Annotated in this window: 9 protein-coding genes and 1 pseudogene; 6 read left to right on the forward strand and 4 right to left on the reverse strand. The window is 53.1% G+C overall.

Going from position 1 to position 15323, the window contains the following annotated elements; translation table 11 throughout:
• Positions 1-667: 667 nt before the first annotated feature.
• Entirely contained in the window at positions 668-2008 is a 1341-nt protein-coding gene (gene hflX / locus R5L00_RS08305; RefSeq protein WP_317650600.1) for a GTPase HflX, read from the forward strand.
• Positions 2009-2752: 744 nt separating this feature from the next.
• Here the strand turns inward: hflX and R5L00_RS08310 are convergent.
• A complete protein-coding gene (locus R5L00_RS08310; protein ID WP_317650601.1) occupies positions 2753-3025 on the reverse strand; it encodes a hypothetical protein in 273 nt (90 codons plus the stop codon).
• Positions 3026-3828: 803 nt separating this feature from the next.
• Between R5L00_RS08310 and R5L00_RS15890 the strand changes: the two genes are divergently transcribed.
• Positions 3829-3939: a hypothetical protein gene (locus R5L00_RS15890; RefSeq protein ID WP_411555558.1), complete on the forward strand. Its 111-nt coding sequence runs from the start codon at positions 3829-3831 to the stop codon at positions 3937-3939.
• Between the two features lie 219 nt (positions 3940-4158).
• Here the strand turns inward: R5L00_RS15890 and R5L00_RS08315 are convergent, their stop codons facing one another.
• The 3 genes from R5L00_RS08315 to R5L00_RS08325 form a co-directional block, all read right to left on the reverse strand.
• Positions 4159-4476, reverse strand: a complete 318-nt coding sequence (locus tag R5L00_RS08315) for a PEP-CTERM sorting domain-containing protein (RefSeq protein WP_317650603.1) — start codon at positions 4474-4476, stop codon at positions 4159-4161.
• A gap of 527 nt (positions 4477-5003) precedes the next feature.
• Complete coding sequence (locus R5L00_RS08320; protein ID WP_317650605.1) at positions 5004-7688, reverse strand: MMPL family transporter; 2685 nt, start codon at positions 7686-7688, stop codon at positions 5004-5006.
• A 214-nt stretch (positions 7689-7902) separates the two neighbouring features.
• The gene (locus tag R5L00_RS08325; protein WP_317650607.1) at positions 7903-9102 is read right to left on the reverse strand and encodes a cupin-like domain-containing protein; all 1200 of its coding nucleotides are present in this window, start codon (positions 9100-9102) and stop codon (positions 7903-7905) included.
• Positions 9103-9982: 880 nt separating this feature from the next.
• Between R5L00_RS08325 and R5L00_RS08330 the strand changes: the two genes are divergently transcribed.
• The 4 genes and pseudogenes from R5L00_RS08330 (at position 9983) to R5L00_RS08340 (ending at position 15134) form a co-directional block, all read left to right on the forward strand.
• Positions 9983-11116 (forward strand): hypothetical protein, encoded by a 1134-nt coding sequence (locus R5L00_RS08330; protein WP_317650609.1) that lies wholly within the window; start codon positions 9983-9985, stop codon positions 11114-11116.
• 239 nt (positions 11117-11355) lie between these two features.
• Positions 11356-11412: pseudogene (locus tag R5L00_RS15895) on the forward strand (hypothetical protein); the annotation flags it as partial.
• Positions 11413-11475: 63 nt separating this feature from the next.
• A complete protein-coding gene (locus tag R5L00_RS08335) occupies positions 11476-13185 on the forward strand; it encodes a tetratricopeptide repeat-containing sulfotransferase family protein (RefSeq protein ID WP_317650611.1) in 1710 nt (569 codons plus the stop codon).
• A 41-nt stretch (positions 13186-13226) separates the two neighbouring features.
• Positions 13227-15134 (forward strand): tetratricopeptide repeat protein, encoded by a 1908-nt coding sequence (locus R5L00_RS08340; protein ID WP_317650613.1) that lies wholly within the window; start codon positions 13227-13229, stop codon positions 15132-15134.
• The last annotated feature ends 189 nt before the right edge of the window (positions 15135-15323 follow it).

Here is a 15323-nt window from a genome sequence, read left to right on the forward strand (position 1 = left end):
AAATAAAAGAATTTGGTCATGTAAACCTGATCAACTCATGGATACCACCTGAAAGCCCGATGCCCCGTCATACGCCTAGTTAACCCGCCTTCTATCCCCTATCCGAGGTTACTCATGTATCAGGAGTGAATTTAGCGGACAGATTCATTGTCCGCCGCGAGATGCGGTGACGGAAAATGGATCACGAATGAAGCTATTGAGCAGCAGCGCCCGGTAAGCTCAGGCGATAGGAACCCGAGCCGGCCGACAGTTTGAAAGCCCGTTATTTTGACGGCGAAGATGAAGTCGGCTAATTGTTGGGTTTACGGTAGCACGCCCGGTGTGAGAAAAGCCTCGGTGAAATGTTAAAAAAAAGTTAAGCCCGGATGGCTGAGTCGGCGCGAAAACCAGCCTGCCTTGAAACAGCTCAACGCCGTAACTTTTTTGCCATCGGACTTTCGAATCCGGGTTGTGCCAGCACTATCCGGGGCAATCGGTTCATCCGCGCTTAGGGGGCCCCCAGTTTGCGCGCGATGGACAGCAGCGAACGGGAAAAAGCCGCCGCGGTATATCACACGGAAAGTGAATTCCGTTAATGTTCAGTCCGTAAATTGCATACTTAAGGCCGGCGGCTATTACATTTGCAGGTACTATCCAAATTCGCCCACTCAAGGTATGCAATCCCCTCATGCAAAGAGAAGTTGAAGAGAAATCCAGATATGCCGTAGTGGCTGCCGTGCAACTGCCGAGCGTGAGCGATAACGAGTTCGAGGCTTCCCTGACCGAGTTGCGCGAACTCGCAAAAACGCTGGGGTATGAGGTCGTCCGCACGTTCGTGCAGAAGCGCTCAGCCTTCGACACGACAGCATATCTCGGTGTCGGCAAGCGGCAGGAAATACGCAGCTTCGTGAACGACGAACCCGCCGAGCTCGAGGGAATAGTCGCTAATCCCGAGAGCCGGGATATCGATACCATCCTGGTCGACCACGAGATCTCACCATCGCAGGCGCGCAACCTTGAAAAGGAGGTCGGCTGCGAGGTAATGGACCGCACTATGGTCATCCTCGAAATTTTTCATCGCAACGCCCGCTCTCGCGCTGCGCGCGCCCAGGTGGAGATCGCGCGTCTCGGTTATATGGCACCGCGCCTCCGCGAGGCGGCGAAGCTTGCGGGGCCGCAGGGGCGGCAGCGTAGCGGCGTCGGTGGCCGGGGGGGCGGCGAGTCGCACACTGAACTGGACCGGCGCAAGATTCGTGACCGCATCGCCGAGCTTCAACAGGAAATCGCCGCGATGGATGTCGAGCGGAAGACGCAGCGTGCGCGGCGGCATGAGCGCCAAGGGTTGGCTAGTGCTGCGCTCGTCGGCTATACAAACGCCGGAAAGTCCACCTTGATGCGGGCCCTAACGGGAAGCGAAGTGCTGGTCGCGAATAAACTCTTCGCCACGCTTGATACCACAGTGCGTGCCCTCCACCCGGAGAGCGTGCCACGCGTGCTCGTCAGTGACACGGTCGGCTTCATAAAGAATTTGCCACACGGGCTCGTCGCCTCGTTCAAGTCAACGTTAGACGAAGCGCTTGATGCATCCCTGCTGCTCCACGTCATCGATGCCAGCGATCCGGGGTTTGAGCGCCAACTTGAGGTCACCAATAGAGTGCTTGAGGAGATCGGTGCGAATGTCGTGCCGCGCATCCGCGTCTTCAACAAGATTGACCATGTCGGCGATGCAGCGGCGCAAGCTGAACGCGAAGCTACCTTGCGGACACAATACCCCGATTGCGTCGTGATGAGTGCGCGGCGCCCTGGCGACGTCGCGAAGCTCCGCCAGACGATCGTTGCGTTTTTCCAGAAGGATCTGGTTGAGGCCGAACTTTTTCTTCCCTGGTCGGCACAGCAACTGCGCGGGGGAATCTACGCAAGCTGTCAGGTGCTGGAGGAGTACTCAGACAGTGAGGGCGCCTTCTTTCGGGTTCGCGGCGAGCCCAATGCCATCGAGAATCTTCGCGAGCGGTTCAGCCAGGTGCGATAAATTCGGCGCCCTTGATCCCAATACGCTGAATCAATGTACCAGACGTTGGCGCCGGTGAATATTAATCAAATTCGGAATGGTTTACTGGCTCCCGACTGTCATCATGGAACCGATAGAACATAACAACGATCCAAGTAAGGGCGGCTACTATCCTGTATCCTGTAGTTGCGTTTATTAATATGTGAACATCATCAATAAGGAGAGCATCATGGCAAAAGGTCAGCAAAAGAAAAACAAAGAAGCAAAGAAACCTAAAAAGAAACCGACACCTGCTATCTGACTCGCTATTGCGCTGAACAGATCGAGTGACAGGGAAGGGTGAACGATATCGCCGATTTGCTGGTGTTTTGGGTTATGGAGATTCACTGGCAGTACTAGGCCGGCTTTGAAATGAAAGTGTTTGAATCGCTGCGAGCCTTTACTCGTATGGCTCGCCAGTTCGGACAGATCTGATAATTGTAGTCAATAAAGCGCTGCTCTGGATCTTCAATATCTAACTGAGACATTCCTCGTCCGTTATCGGCAAATTCAAATGCCTGAATTATGCCGATTTCGGACTGTCGTCACCGGCGGCAACGGATCAAGCTCCGTAAATCGAGCGAGATCTCAATGCCTTGAGCGAAGCTCGGCATTCGCTGTTTTAGATACCGTTGTTAACCACACACCCAACACTGTGGGCGCCGTTGAACCACGGCTAACCATTGAGCCTCAAGACTGTTGCCGAACGTTCGAAGAAAACCAGCATTAATGAATAACTTGTTCCTCCGGTTGAACGCATAGCACTCCCTTTTTCATAGGGACGGCCTTCGATTTGGTAGCCTTGGTTTTGCGAGTCTTCTTGTTATGCTCGCTCGCCAGCTTCTTTACAGCAAGATTATAGTTTGCCCATAAAGCATCAAGCTCCTGTGCGTGGCGCTCAAGCATCAACGTATAGGTATCTTGATGCTGGTCGCGGAGCGCGTTCTTTGCGCGAAGATAAAGTTTGTGACGTCGTTGTGCTTCGGTATTTTTTATCATGGCTCACGATAACCGGCATTGCGCGTAAGCATAGCGAACAATACGCGGTCAATTTCCCTCCCTAAGGTCAGCAGACAGATTGACAAAGTCCCTTTTCTTTCCTGCTTGCTCCCGCTGATTAGAAACAAGGGAAAGAAGAGAAGTAGGCCCAAGCGCCACCAGCACTTCAGGCAATTTCACGCATTCAGAGATCCGTCCAGTAAGACCACATGAAGGCCTGTACGCTACCGTTTGCGTTTTACTGTTGGTATCTTACGGCTTTTGAAGATGACGACATATTGGACTGAAGTACACCAGAGGTGCCTTGTCTGCTGTCATGCCCGGAGGAAGCTCCAGCGACGTTCCTTATAGTGCATATGCGGGGATTGGGTGTAGAACGTGCTAGGGGCCTCGTAATGGGCTATCGCCAGGAAGATTCCTGAAAGCGCAATTCGATGCGAAATTCGCTGCTCTTGCGAATGTTACCTTCACTGCAAGGTACGAGGCACGATACGAGAGCTAACCCTCGATCGAAGGCAAGATAGGCTCGGTTTATGCCTTTTTAACGCGCCATCCGAGGTTGGCAGGTTGGCTGCCGGCTGCGTTTTTTTCTTGCGAACACTACTTTACTCACGCACCCATGGGAATACTCAACCCCATGCTCGAGGTAGCCGCTTGACGCGAGAAAGCTGGTCAGCGCCCCACAAAATATTCCCGCCGCCGCGGATGACTTGAAGCTCCCTTGCTAAGCATCGCCATCCATTGGCGCTGGTCAGGTCGTCTGCTAAGCATCGATCGAGCTGGGCCATAATCTTGGTCTACGAGTGGTTGCGGAAGGCGTAGAGAGCCAGGCACTGTGGGATCAGCTCGGCACTTGGGGATGCGACGTAGCACAAGGCTTTTTTGTCGGCGAGCAATGGCGGCGACAGATTTGATGAGTGGGAAACCAGCTGGTCCCGGGCTTCGTCCTAACCTTGCTGGATTTCCTTCTCTCTCGCAGCGTTCGAATAAGCGAATCGCTAGATCGATGAGTTCCTCCTACCGAAAACAGGAAATCTTATAGCTCCTTGGCCACATGACCCCTCTTACCTCACCAACCGTCCGCGCAAGCAGAAAGACAGCTTCGGTTTTATCTCCTAGATACCACCCGCCCCCTAGGTATCTCTTTCCTGGAGTCGCCGCCTACTACGCGCCCTTGATGCAATAAGGCCCATAACCCCGGCGCCGACAAGCAGTATCGTGCCAGGCTCAGGAACCTCATGCACTTGACCACGGCCTCCCTTCGAATTTGACTGACCATTATTCTGCTTGTCAGAGCCAAAAGTCAGGGAGGAAATTGTGTCATCGGAGAGGAGACCGGGGGGCGGAGTCCACGCTTTATCCGAGGCTCCACCATTTTTGCCTGAGTCAGCTTGCGCGAAACCACCCGCTAAAAAACTCATCAACAGGACGATTGCAATTTGGATATGCATGACCTTATGCCTCCCCAATTCCGTGTGTTGTCGTGCCCATGAAAGCAGCATCCGTCCGGTATGTTACGGATTTTGACTGCTTTGCCTATTGGACTAAGGTACACCCAGTATGCGGGCAGAGATATGAAGTAGAGAGGGGGCAAAAAAATCCGCGAGGCGCAATATGGCAGAGGCATTAAAAAAGTCCGGCGATAAGGAATAATCGCCGGACCGGATATCCACATGGGTAGATACCATAGCGCCTCAGAGGGTGGGACGCACGCTCACAATCTCATAAATGTATGTCGGCCTTGTGACAGCGCAGCTTCAGAAACAAAAAAATGTAATAACCCTTCAGAAAAATATGATCTCGACCATTAAAGATCCGAGGGGGATTGACATGGACCGTATCATTATTTGGGGAACGTTCGTTCTTATTGTTGTTGTTGGTTTTAATTTTGTTGCATCCTAACCGCGCAACAGAAGGCCGCTAGGCGGGTTTGGATGAGACGCGCAGTGAGCGTTTTTTTTGGTTGGATAAATGATCTTTAGTCGCGCAGGCCTTCCACTCGTTGACACAGCAGCTCGTTCCTTTTTGTCAGCACTAATTTACTTAGTGCGGGAAGGATAATAAATGTACAAACCATGATCCAGAAAATGCCTATGGTGATAAGTAAGCCCATGCTCGAGATTCCGGCGTGCGGCGAAAAAGCTAATCCACCAAAGCTCGAGGAGGTGGTCAGCGCTCCATAAAATATCCCCCTGGCGGTGCTGGACTGGTAGATGTTCTGCTCTTCAGGAGGCGAATCGCGCAGCTTCACCAGCATGTGGATGCCATTATCGACTCCCAGGCCCAGTAACAGTGGCAGGGCAATGATATTGGCAAAATTGATGGGAGTGTTGGTGATTGCGGCGCTGGCCATGGTAAAGAGCCCGGCCAGTATAAGCGTCGCCATGACCAGCGTCGTATCCAGGATATTGCGGCGGATAGCGAGCAAAACCAGTGCGATGGCGACCAGGGCAATCACGGTAGCCTCCTGAAAAGCGGCAGTGACTTCCCGCATGGATTCCCAATAGATGACCGGCAGGCCGGTTATCAGAGGTGCAATCGATTGTACTTCGGCAATAAATTCTGCCAGGTTGGTTAGATCGCTCAGGTCTTTTTTGGGAAAGATCTGGATGCGATATAACCCTTCCTTGCTCAGCCAGTCATCCCTGATATCAGAAGGCAGATCATTTAGGGTGATTTCTCGGGCTTCCAGGCTGGTCGATAATTCTTTCATGACCTGTGGCAACGTGCCGAGCAGCGCAGTCTGGATTTTTTCGACGTAAATCGTCCGGCTTGGTTCCGGCCGTGCATCAAGCTCGATCAAAATTTCCTGCAGTTCCTTTTTTAAGCGGGTCAACGATTCACGATCGCGGCCTTGGTTTTTTTGAGGCAGGAGGGTGTCGATGGCTTCTATCAGATGAGTGATGCCCGGGGCCGGAGCGGCATCGGTTTTCAGTTCGGGGAAATGCTGTAACTGCGGCCCAAGTATCAGCACCAGTTCTTCGATCAAGGCCAGTTTTTCATCCTGGTCCGTGGGTTGAAAATCAGAAAGGCTTACGGTTTTACTGACTGAAGGTAACGCTGCCAGTCTTTGCTGCAGGATTTTGGTGCTGTTTGCGTCCTTTGCCAGGACATTCAACGTGAACGGCGTAGTGTCCTCATCTCGCATCAGTTTTTTGAAAGCGATGACCGATTCGGTATTTGGGTCGCGAAGATTGATCGGATCAAAATCGATTTTCAAATTAAATGCCAAAACAATTGAAACAATGCCCATGACGACAGTGGCTACGGTAACCGGTCGGGCATACCGCAGCGGCAAGGCCGACAGTTTTTGTGCGAGCTGTGAAAATACGTTCGTACCTTCCCCCGCCCGGAAAGCTGTTGGAGCCGGCGCGATTTTCAGCAGCGCCGGTAAGGCGATCAATGTGATCGACAGGCAAATGAACAGGCTGGTCCCGGCCAGCAGGCCAAGCTCAGACACGCCTTTGTAATCAGTCGGGATAAAAGCATATAGGCCTATGGATGTAGTACCCGCGGCCAGCAAAAGCGAGGGCGCTACGGTCATTAAAGCGGCGCGCAGCGCAAGCTCCTTATTGGCATTTTCCTTCAGATTATCCCGATAGCGCAGGCAAAAGTGGATCCCATATTCCACGCCCAGACCGATATTGGATACCGCAAAAGCAACCGAGATCAGATTCAGTTCCGTTACGGCGAAAGCCGCAAATGCCCCGCAGAAAACCATGCCCACGGCCAGGGTCAGCAACGTGGCGACCATAAGTAAAACTGATCGGTAGGCAACCAATAGAATACATAACACCAGCACAACGGAGAAAACGCTCGCCGTAAAAGTGCCCGCGCTGATACCCGCAAGCTCCTCATCCTCTAGGCCGACTTCGCCCGTTACCCAGACTTTGACCGGGGGGAGACCCGAGCCCTGGATCTCCGCAGCGGCTTTGCGGATAGCATCGATTGCATGTTCGGCGGGACGGATTTGCGAGTAATCGAGCTTCGGCGAGACAATAATAAATTCTTTATCGGAACGCTTTTTCTTCTCGGCAATCAATGATTCCCAGGAGAGCCAGGTATTTTCGCCATTGTTTGTTTTATCCAAAACATTTGCGATCTTGTCGGCCAGCGAGGCTAAATCGATAGGCACAACCTGGGCCTTGTCTGTTGCCTTCTTGTCCGTAGCTTCCAGGGCATCCTTGAAAATGGAAAAAAAACCGGTCAGGTTGGGTTCCTGCGCAATTCTTCCGATAAATGGCTGAGCGACTGACAGGTCGTGGGACAACGCCTGCAACTCGTCAGTATCGAGGTAAAGCAGGCCGTTCTGCCGGAAAAAACTGTTGTCGTTAGGGATGTACGCGGAATTGAAATTGGCCTTGTCGCGGCTGATCAAGTCCAGCATTTTTTTGCTTGCAGTTCTGCTCAATTCTGGTGTTTCCGACTCCACCACCAGCAAAAGCGTGCTCAAATCCTGTGAAAAGGCTTGCTCATAAAGCCGGCGGTATTGCTGAAAAGGCGCATCGGGAGCAATGAGCTTGCCGGTGTCAGTATCAATGCGCAAATGGTCGGCCGTATACTGAGCGGCCAAAATACCGAGCGCAACCAGTATCGACAGCACCGTAAAAGGGTGGCCAAGCGTCCAGTTTCCCAGCAATGCGTAAGCGCGGGTTGTCAACATAATCGATCAGTCGGCCTCGACTAATTCACGGTAATTTGATCTGATCGGACATTGGGTTTGCGGAAGATGGAATCACGGAGTTCGGCAAAGTCGGCAAAGGTCGTCGATCTTGCTCATCGAGCGCGTCAGCGCTAAGGGGTAACCCACGCACCCGACGCTCGCCTTCAAATCTCCAACCGAAGTCATCCTATTCCTACATCAGCCGGGCGTTGTTTCAGTACAAACCGGTTTCCTGCTCGTTGTGATCGGTGTCGGCGGCCAAATCGCCCATATTGCCGCGTATGCTGCAGCTGATGACTTCGACGCAGCTTTTCCAGAAACCACCCGAGAGCAGTTGCAGGCCGCGGAAATACCTGTTCGACATCTTCGTTGGCGCCGTGTACCGGCATGTAATTCCCAGGCCTTCTTCATCGAGGTTGATTGTCTTGTGCCACATCCATGCCGGGAAAAACAAGACATCACCCGGATGCAGGTCGAACTCGTAGCGCGGAGCGTATTCCACCAGCGGAAACGTATCACGGTCCTTCGGTTCGCCCTGGTCATCGGCGCTGAATCCTGCGAATCGACGCATACCGTTCCCGAGCGCGGCAGGGTATAACAGCCAGGAATATTCAGATTCAATCAAGGTCCAGCGTTTGGACCCCGATACGGCAAGATACCAGTTGGGGCCTTCCTCGCAATGGTAGTTGGCGTTTAATCCCGCCCCCAGGCCGAGAATCAGGTAACTGAGAACGGGTTTCGATGGCCGGCCCATGACCGGGAAGTATGCGTGGGACCGTGGAATACTGAAATATTCGTAGAAAGCCGGGTTTTGGTCGAGCAGCAATTGTTGCGGGATAAAATCCCGCCGTCGATCCTCTGCAATCTGGTGGAGTGTCGCATTGATCATCTTCTTGCTGCGCTTGTCCAGCGCCTGCACCACGGTATCTGGAAACCGTTCCGCCAGTCTTGCAAGTGTCCAGTCTGTCGACGTATCCCCTGCAAATCCTCGCAACACGCATGGAACAGACCGTTTGACGTGCTCGCGGTAAAACCGGTCCGGTTCCATCTCCCCAGGCTGATATTCAGAAATGGGCAGAACTTTTCTGCGGGGCACGCCGTAGTTTTGCAATCGCTGCAATATCCGCTGCTCCGTACGCTGACGAGCCTCCCCGAAAAGGTCGGGATTATGAGACAGGTGCTGGCACAGCATGATGCACTTCAGCGCCAGAACATTTCCATACCCTAGCGGCAAGGTCGCTACACCGCGTTTACCCATTCGCTCAAAAAAAAATGTGCGCAAGAAAAGCTGCTGCTCTGTCACCAATTGCCAGGTGGCATATAGAACTGTCGCCACCCCTGCTAGCGGTGTGGCCAGCACGTTTTTCACACCCGCCACCAAAGTTCCTTCTTGTGCCTTCCCCGTAAGCTCCATTGGAAACCTCCTTTGGTCCGCCCAAATCCTCTAGTGACGCTGCCGGACTTCAGATCGTCTCGGCAAGTCCCGCTTCTGGCAAAACTGGCAAGATCGATTTAAGTATAGGTGACCCTACCCAACAAACGGTCCCCAATTAAAAGTAGCATTTCCTGCATGATTTTCACTATTGATGGAAAAGAAGTTGTGAAGAAGAGAAAGTGTAGGGAGCAGCAGATGCTTTTGCACTGAACGAGGCCGAGCTTGGAATCCAGTTGGAGAGGTATGAGGCAAGGCGGCCATCATCGCTGACGGCACGTTCTAAAACCGGAAGAAGTATGACCCGCCGGGGCTATCGGGATTTGCGCCCCTTAAGGCAGTTGGAAGAAGAGAATGCCAGGCACAAGCGGTTGGACGTGGACTCGAGCCGAACAAGGCTATGTCGCGGAATATGCAGTCCAAAAAGCTTCGAGGTCTTCCCGCCAGTCTAGGTAGATGCTGCGACGTTCCCGTAGTGCCCACAAGTGTAACCTTTGCAAGTGTCCTCGAGTTCTATCAAATGGCAGGTCCACCTTACCAACGCTTGAAACCGCCATGCTAAATCTTCAATCCGGCACAGTTGCGAGTTCCACCTAATCCCAGTCATGCCAGTCACCAAGCCGTCATGAGATTTTCTCCTCGTTGTCGGATACCTTGACATCTTTTTGGCAGTAGTACCGATTCATAAAGATAGATAACCATTCTGCGACAACGGGTTACTCGTTAGGCCTTTTGATCCGTATAGAGCGGCACGATTTGTGCTTTCGCCCTGGTTAGGGCACCGGGTATCGCTATTACTTAGTGGTTCGGGGATGGGAATACTGGGTGTTCTTTGTCGTTAAAACAATAAATAAGAGGAAATATGAAAAATTTGAAACACACAGCAATCGCTGCGGGGGTCATCGCAGCGTTCAGCGGTGGGATGGCGGACGCGTCGCATTTTCGAGGCGCGGCAATGATTCCTTCCGTTGACTCAGACGGGAAATTAACGGTTACAACCACGAGCTTTTGGCGGCCGACTTCAGTAAGCAGCGTCGCGTCAAACGTAGGTGGGGCGAGCCTTGTTAGTCGCGCATCGAGCGTAGTCGATACATCCGACGTTCGTTTTACCAAGGTAACAAATATCGATACGTTCCAGTTGTCCGGCGGCGGGACTTTTAGCATCACAGGCAACAGTTGCTGCCGTGTTGATGGCATTGCTAACTGGCCCGGCAGCAACAGTTCTACCAGTTGGACGATGAATTCCACGATTGTGTGGAACGGTACCAGCGCGAACACGCCCATTCTCTTCAACTTTAGTGCGGTTCAGCCTGAGGTCGTCCGGGGAAGCGACTATTCTGGCAACTTGGGCGCGGTCGCAGGTCCCGGCCTGACGTTAAGCTACGACCAGATTTTGAATGGCATTCCGACCCAACCGCCAGGTTTCACCATTGATCCTGTTACCGGTCAGTTGTTCATTTCTTCAGCCAATACTGCGACATATCCGGACAACGCCGATGGAAACATCGGCGCTGATTATGCCTTCAGCGGCCATATCAGTGCGAGCGACGGAAGCAGCGTGGAATTTGACTGGTTGTTCGATGCGGTCAATACGGGCAGCGGCAACCTTGCTCCCGTTGTGTCGGACATGGTCATCAATGCGTTGGTGGGCGACACCATCAACTTCCAGTTCACCGCCACCGATGATGGCAATCCCAATCCTCCCGGAGGTTTGACCTGGAGTTTCGTTGGTTTCCTCGGGGGAGGTATCAATGCGCCAACCTTCAATTCCGCTACTCAGCAGTTCGTGTGGAATTCAGCAGGCTCGGCGGTAGGAACGTACGTTGCACAAGTGCAGGCCTCCGATGGATCGTTGACTGATATCGGGCTGTTGACTATTAACCTTGGGATGGACAATGGCCCCGGCGGACAGATTCCCATACCTGGCACGTTGTCCCTCGTCGGCTTGGGCCTGATGGGGCTGGGCGTTGCAGGACGTCGTAAACGCGTGAAGTAAGGCAATTTCTGAGCGAGAAGGTGGGGGATTCAGATGAATTCTCCACCTTTAGTCCCAAATGTGCCTCAAGCAACATTCGAGCAACATTTAATATTATCGACGACCCAAATGATTATCCGGCTTTCCTATAACAAGATCTTCTTGCTTTTAGCTGAACCATTCCCGATGAAGTTCGTCGGGGCGCAACGAGCTGGCGAGCTTCTGATTCACGAAGGCGCCGGGCAATGAACTCCGGTTATATGACCTCAACCAGCCAAAAACTCGGTCGGAACAGTCCTTGCTCATGCAACAGCGGGAAAAAGTATAAGCAATGTTGCGGTGCCAACACGGTCCAGTCTATTCCTTCCTATGAGAAAGTTGTGTCGCTTTCGCAGGTAATTGAGCTATTACAGACTCATCGCTATGTAACGGCCGCCGAAAAATGTGGGCAAGTACTTTTGGGTCAGCCACATCATGCGGGAGCAAATTATCTGATGGGTTACGCCCTCTTGCAATCCGGCGAGACCGTTAGAGCGATTTCATTTATGGAAGCGGCAATAGCCAACGGTTTGCGCGATGCGGCAGCGTTTTATCATTACGGTACGGCCTTAGCCATGACGCAGCGGTATCAGGATGCTGCCTTTCAGTTTACCCGGGCGCTGATCGAGAAGAATGATTTCGAAGACGCGCGCGTTAACCTGGCAAATTCATATTTCGAACTCGGCGCTTTTCCCGAGGCGGGAGAACAGTATCGGCAGGTAATCGAGCGTAATCCCGATAACTGGAAGGCGTATCACAACCTCGCACACGTTTATTACTATCAAGGAGGCGTGGAGGAGGCAATTCAATTTTTTCAGAAAAGCGTTTTAAACGGTCCCGGTTATGCTGAAGCGCATGCCAGCCTGGCAGCGATGCTCGAACTGAACAATCAGCCCGAGGATGCCGCGGCCGCCGCCTGTAGCGCTCTACATTTACAAGCCGGTAACGCAAGCGCTCAGGTGGTTTTAGCGAAGTGCTTGCGGCGAAAGAAACAATGGCCGGAAGCGCTGCGCGCGCTGGATGCGATAGACCCCACGACCGCAAGTGAGCGCACTTATATCTCCATCCATAACGAACGAGCGCACAATTTGGATGGAATGGGCCAGTATGCGGAAGCTTATGAAGCTTTTTCCGCTTCTAAACGAGTGCTCGCCCGGCTACGCAATATTACGCACGACCCTCTCGCCGAGTTCGAGGCACTGGATATTGCCGAAACCTACTTTACTCCCCAGAAAATTGCAGAGCTCCGGGAATTAATTGGTTCAACCGCAACCGATTCCCACTCGATCCCTATATTCGTAGTAGGTTTTCATCGCTCGGGTACGACGCTAATCGAGCAGATACTCGCGTCTCATCCCGAGATGGGCGCAGCCGGGGAGCTGGCCTTTCTTTCGCATCTGGAGACGACACGGCTGGGGGCGGGAGCCGATTTGCCGGCGGCACTGGAGGCTTTGTTGGCGAATAAAGACGCGCGTCCTTTGCTTGACCTGCGCGATGCCTATATGGAGCGACTTACCGCGCAGGAAGGTACCCAAGGAAAGCGCTGGATTGTGGATAAATCCCTTTTCAACATGCTTCATCTTCCGCTGATACATTTGTTGTTCCCGGCCGCGCCCGTTATCCATGTTCTGCGGCATCCCCTGGATTCCATGCTGTCGGTCTTTTCACAGAATTTTTTATGGGGGAATGACTGGTCTCTGACCCTCGCTGACACGGCACACGCTATCGCGCGCACGTGGCGTCATGTTGAACAGCTGGCGCCGCGGATAGATAAGTTGCGGTATATGAGAGTCGGCTATGAAAATACCATCCATGAGCCCGAATTGAGCATCCGAGATTTGCTGCAATTCATAGGCGCCGCTTACCATCCCGCATGCCTGAAGTTTCACGAAAACAGGCGTGTAGCCAGAACGGCAAGCTATGAGCAGATTTCGCGTCCTATCTATTCCTCGTCTATCCAACGTTACCGTAATTACATTTCCCATATGCCGCCCCAAGCGGTTGATGCAGTGCGGCCCGTCGCCGCTTCCATGGGCTACGTCATCCCGTGATAGCCCGCAAACTTACAAATCGTCACATTTAGGAGATTTCGATGCGCTTATTCCGTCGCCAGGCGATATCGGTTGCCCTGGCGTTCTCCACAGCCCTTGGTTTGACTCCCGTTTTTGCGGTAATGCTCGAGTTGCAGCCGGATAATCCGGCCAACGCACCCTCTGCCGCCCCTTATGCCTCTATCGCCGTTAACAATGAGTTGCAGGATGTAGTGACGCTGCTGAAACAGGGCGAGCGCAAGGAAGCTAAATTGCAATTGGCGCGGTTTCTTGCCAGGCATCCGCAAGACCCGCGCGCCACGGAAGTAGCGGGTCTGATATTTATGGAAGAAAAAAATTGGAAAATGGCGATTGTCTCCTTTCGCCGCGTTCTCAGCGTAAATCCGGCCCAAACTTCCGCTCGTTCCAAGCTCGGCGTTTCTCTGCTGATGGACGGGCAAAGACAGGAAGGGGCGGCCGAGTTACAGCGAGTGGTATCAATCAACAAAGCCGATGGGATGGCGAGGCGTTATCTTGGTTGGCTGGCGGAAACTCAGGGCGATACGAAAGCTGCCCTCGGGCACTATACCGAGGCGATTGGGGACCCCCGCTTCGGGGCGGGCATGATGTCAGAATTTCACGTCCTGACAGCGAAGCTCTTTAATCAGACGCAGCAATACGACAAGACAATTAAACTGCTGGCCCCCCTGATTGGAAAAGCAGATTCCTCTCGAACCGGTCGCGGGGGCGAACTGGTGCTGGCTTCTGCCTATCTGGAGCAAGGAGACAAGGCCGCTGCAGCGAGGCTCATCCGGTCGCTCGAAAAAACACTACCTTCGGTAAATCCGGATCTGCGCCTGGCGCAGGCTGCGCTATTCAAGCTGGAGAAGGATTATCCGAAGGCGCGCGAGCGGTTACAGGCCATCATCAAGGAAAATCCCGCCTATAGCAGGCTGGCTTCTCTTCAGTTATCCGAAGTGTATGTGCTCGAAGGGAATCGGAAGCAGGCAATCGGGGTTCTGGAGTCGCTGGTATCGAAGACGGAAAAAAAGGATTTGTCTCCGCTGCTGGCAAGGCTGACGGCATTCCAATTTGATCGCGGAAGCCCAGCCGACGCCATCAAGACTTTGAAGGAGCATTCCGTCCAAAATCCGTCCGTGAAGTACCTTCTTGCCGAGGCTCAGGCGCGAAATCACCAGTATGCCCTAGCGCTCAGGACGGTAAATGAACTGCTCGCAGAGTCTCCACAGTTTGCAGGAGCCCATTATTTGGCGGCTATGTTGTACATCCACGAAAACAAGCCCTCCGAAGCGGAAGCGGGTTTTCTGCAGGCGGTGAAACTGATTCCCGCTTTTGTGGATGCGTGGGTCGAATTGGGAGATCTTTACATTTCGGCAAACGCGCTTCCTAAGGCTGAGAGCACGTTGCAGAAAGCGTTGGAGGCCAACCCGGACAATCCAACCCTGCTGTTCAAGCTCGCATCGATCCTGGATCAATCAGGAAAAACGGCCCAGGCGAACAGCGCATATCGCCGCATTGTGGAAAAAATGCCCAATCACGCCCCCGCCCTGCAAAAGCTCGCCCTTAATCTATCGACGGATTCATCCACTCTTAGTGAAGCTCAGAAGCTCGCCGAGCGCGCATATGCCCTGGCTCAAAATGAGCCCTCAATTCAAGATACCTATGGATGGGTACTAGTGCAGTCCGGCGACCTAAAAAAAGGAACGCCGCTGCTGGAAGCCGCCGTTAAAGCCGCACAGCATCATCGTGAGCATCTTTCCAGCCACGACGAGTCAGATGATCACTCCCATGAGAGCAACAACTTGGCGGAAGGCAACGCCTATTATCACCTCGGCGTTGCCTATATGAAGGGAGGTAAATATGCGGAAGGCGCAGCCTATCTCAACCGCGCACTGCATTCGGGGGTGGATTCGGGCACCCGCACGCAGATTGCTTCATTGCTCAAATAGGTGTTTTATAGGACGGGCACTGGCGCGCCGCAGAGGGCAGGTTTGGGACAGGATGGAAAGATGAGCTAACGTCCTCGTGTCGCCCCGACGCCGTTATTTTAAACGTACTGAGCAAAACAATTAAATGCCGATAAGGTCATGGGAGCGTTAAGCCCGCAACTATTGGGCTTGTGCTTCTGGCCCAGGGCC

Origin of the sequence: Nitrosospira sp. Is2 (assembly GCF_033095785.1) — a bacterium.
Taxonomy (GTDB): domain Bacteria; phylum Pseudomonadota; class Gammaproteobacteria; order Burkholderiales; family Nitrosomonadaceae; genus Nitrosospira.

Excerpts from the sequence above, each read along its gene's own strand:
- R5L00_RS08310 (WP_317650601.1), bottom strand. The coding sequence starts at position 3,025 with ATGATAAAAAATACCGAAGCACAACGACGTCACAAACTTTATCTTCGC.
- R5L00_RS08325 (WP_317650607.1), bottom strand. The coding sequence starts at position 9,102 with ATGGAGCTTACGGGGAAGGCACAAGAAGGAACTTTGGTGGCGGGTGTG.
- R5L00_RS08320 (WP_317650605.1), bottom strand. The coding sequence starts at position 7,688 with ATGTTGACAACCCGCGCTTACGCATTGCTGGGAAACTGGACGCTTGGC.
- R5L00_RS08340 (WP_317650613.1), top strand. The coding sequence starts at position 13,227 with ATGCGCTTATTCCGTCGCCAGGCGATATCGGTTGCCCTGGCGTTCTCC.
- R5L00_RS08330 (WP_317650609.1), top strand. The coding sequence starts at position 9,983 with ATGAAAAATTTGAAACACACAGCAATCGCTGCGGGGGTCATCGCAGCG.
- hflX (WP_317650600.1), top strand. The coding sequence starts at position 668 with ATGCAAAGAGAAGTTGAAGAGAAATCCAGATATGCCGTAGTGGCTGCC.
- R5L00_RS08315 (WP_317650603.1), bottom strand. The coding sequence starts at position 4,476 with ATGCATATCCAAATTGCAATCGTCCTGTTGATGAGTTTTTTAGCGGGT.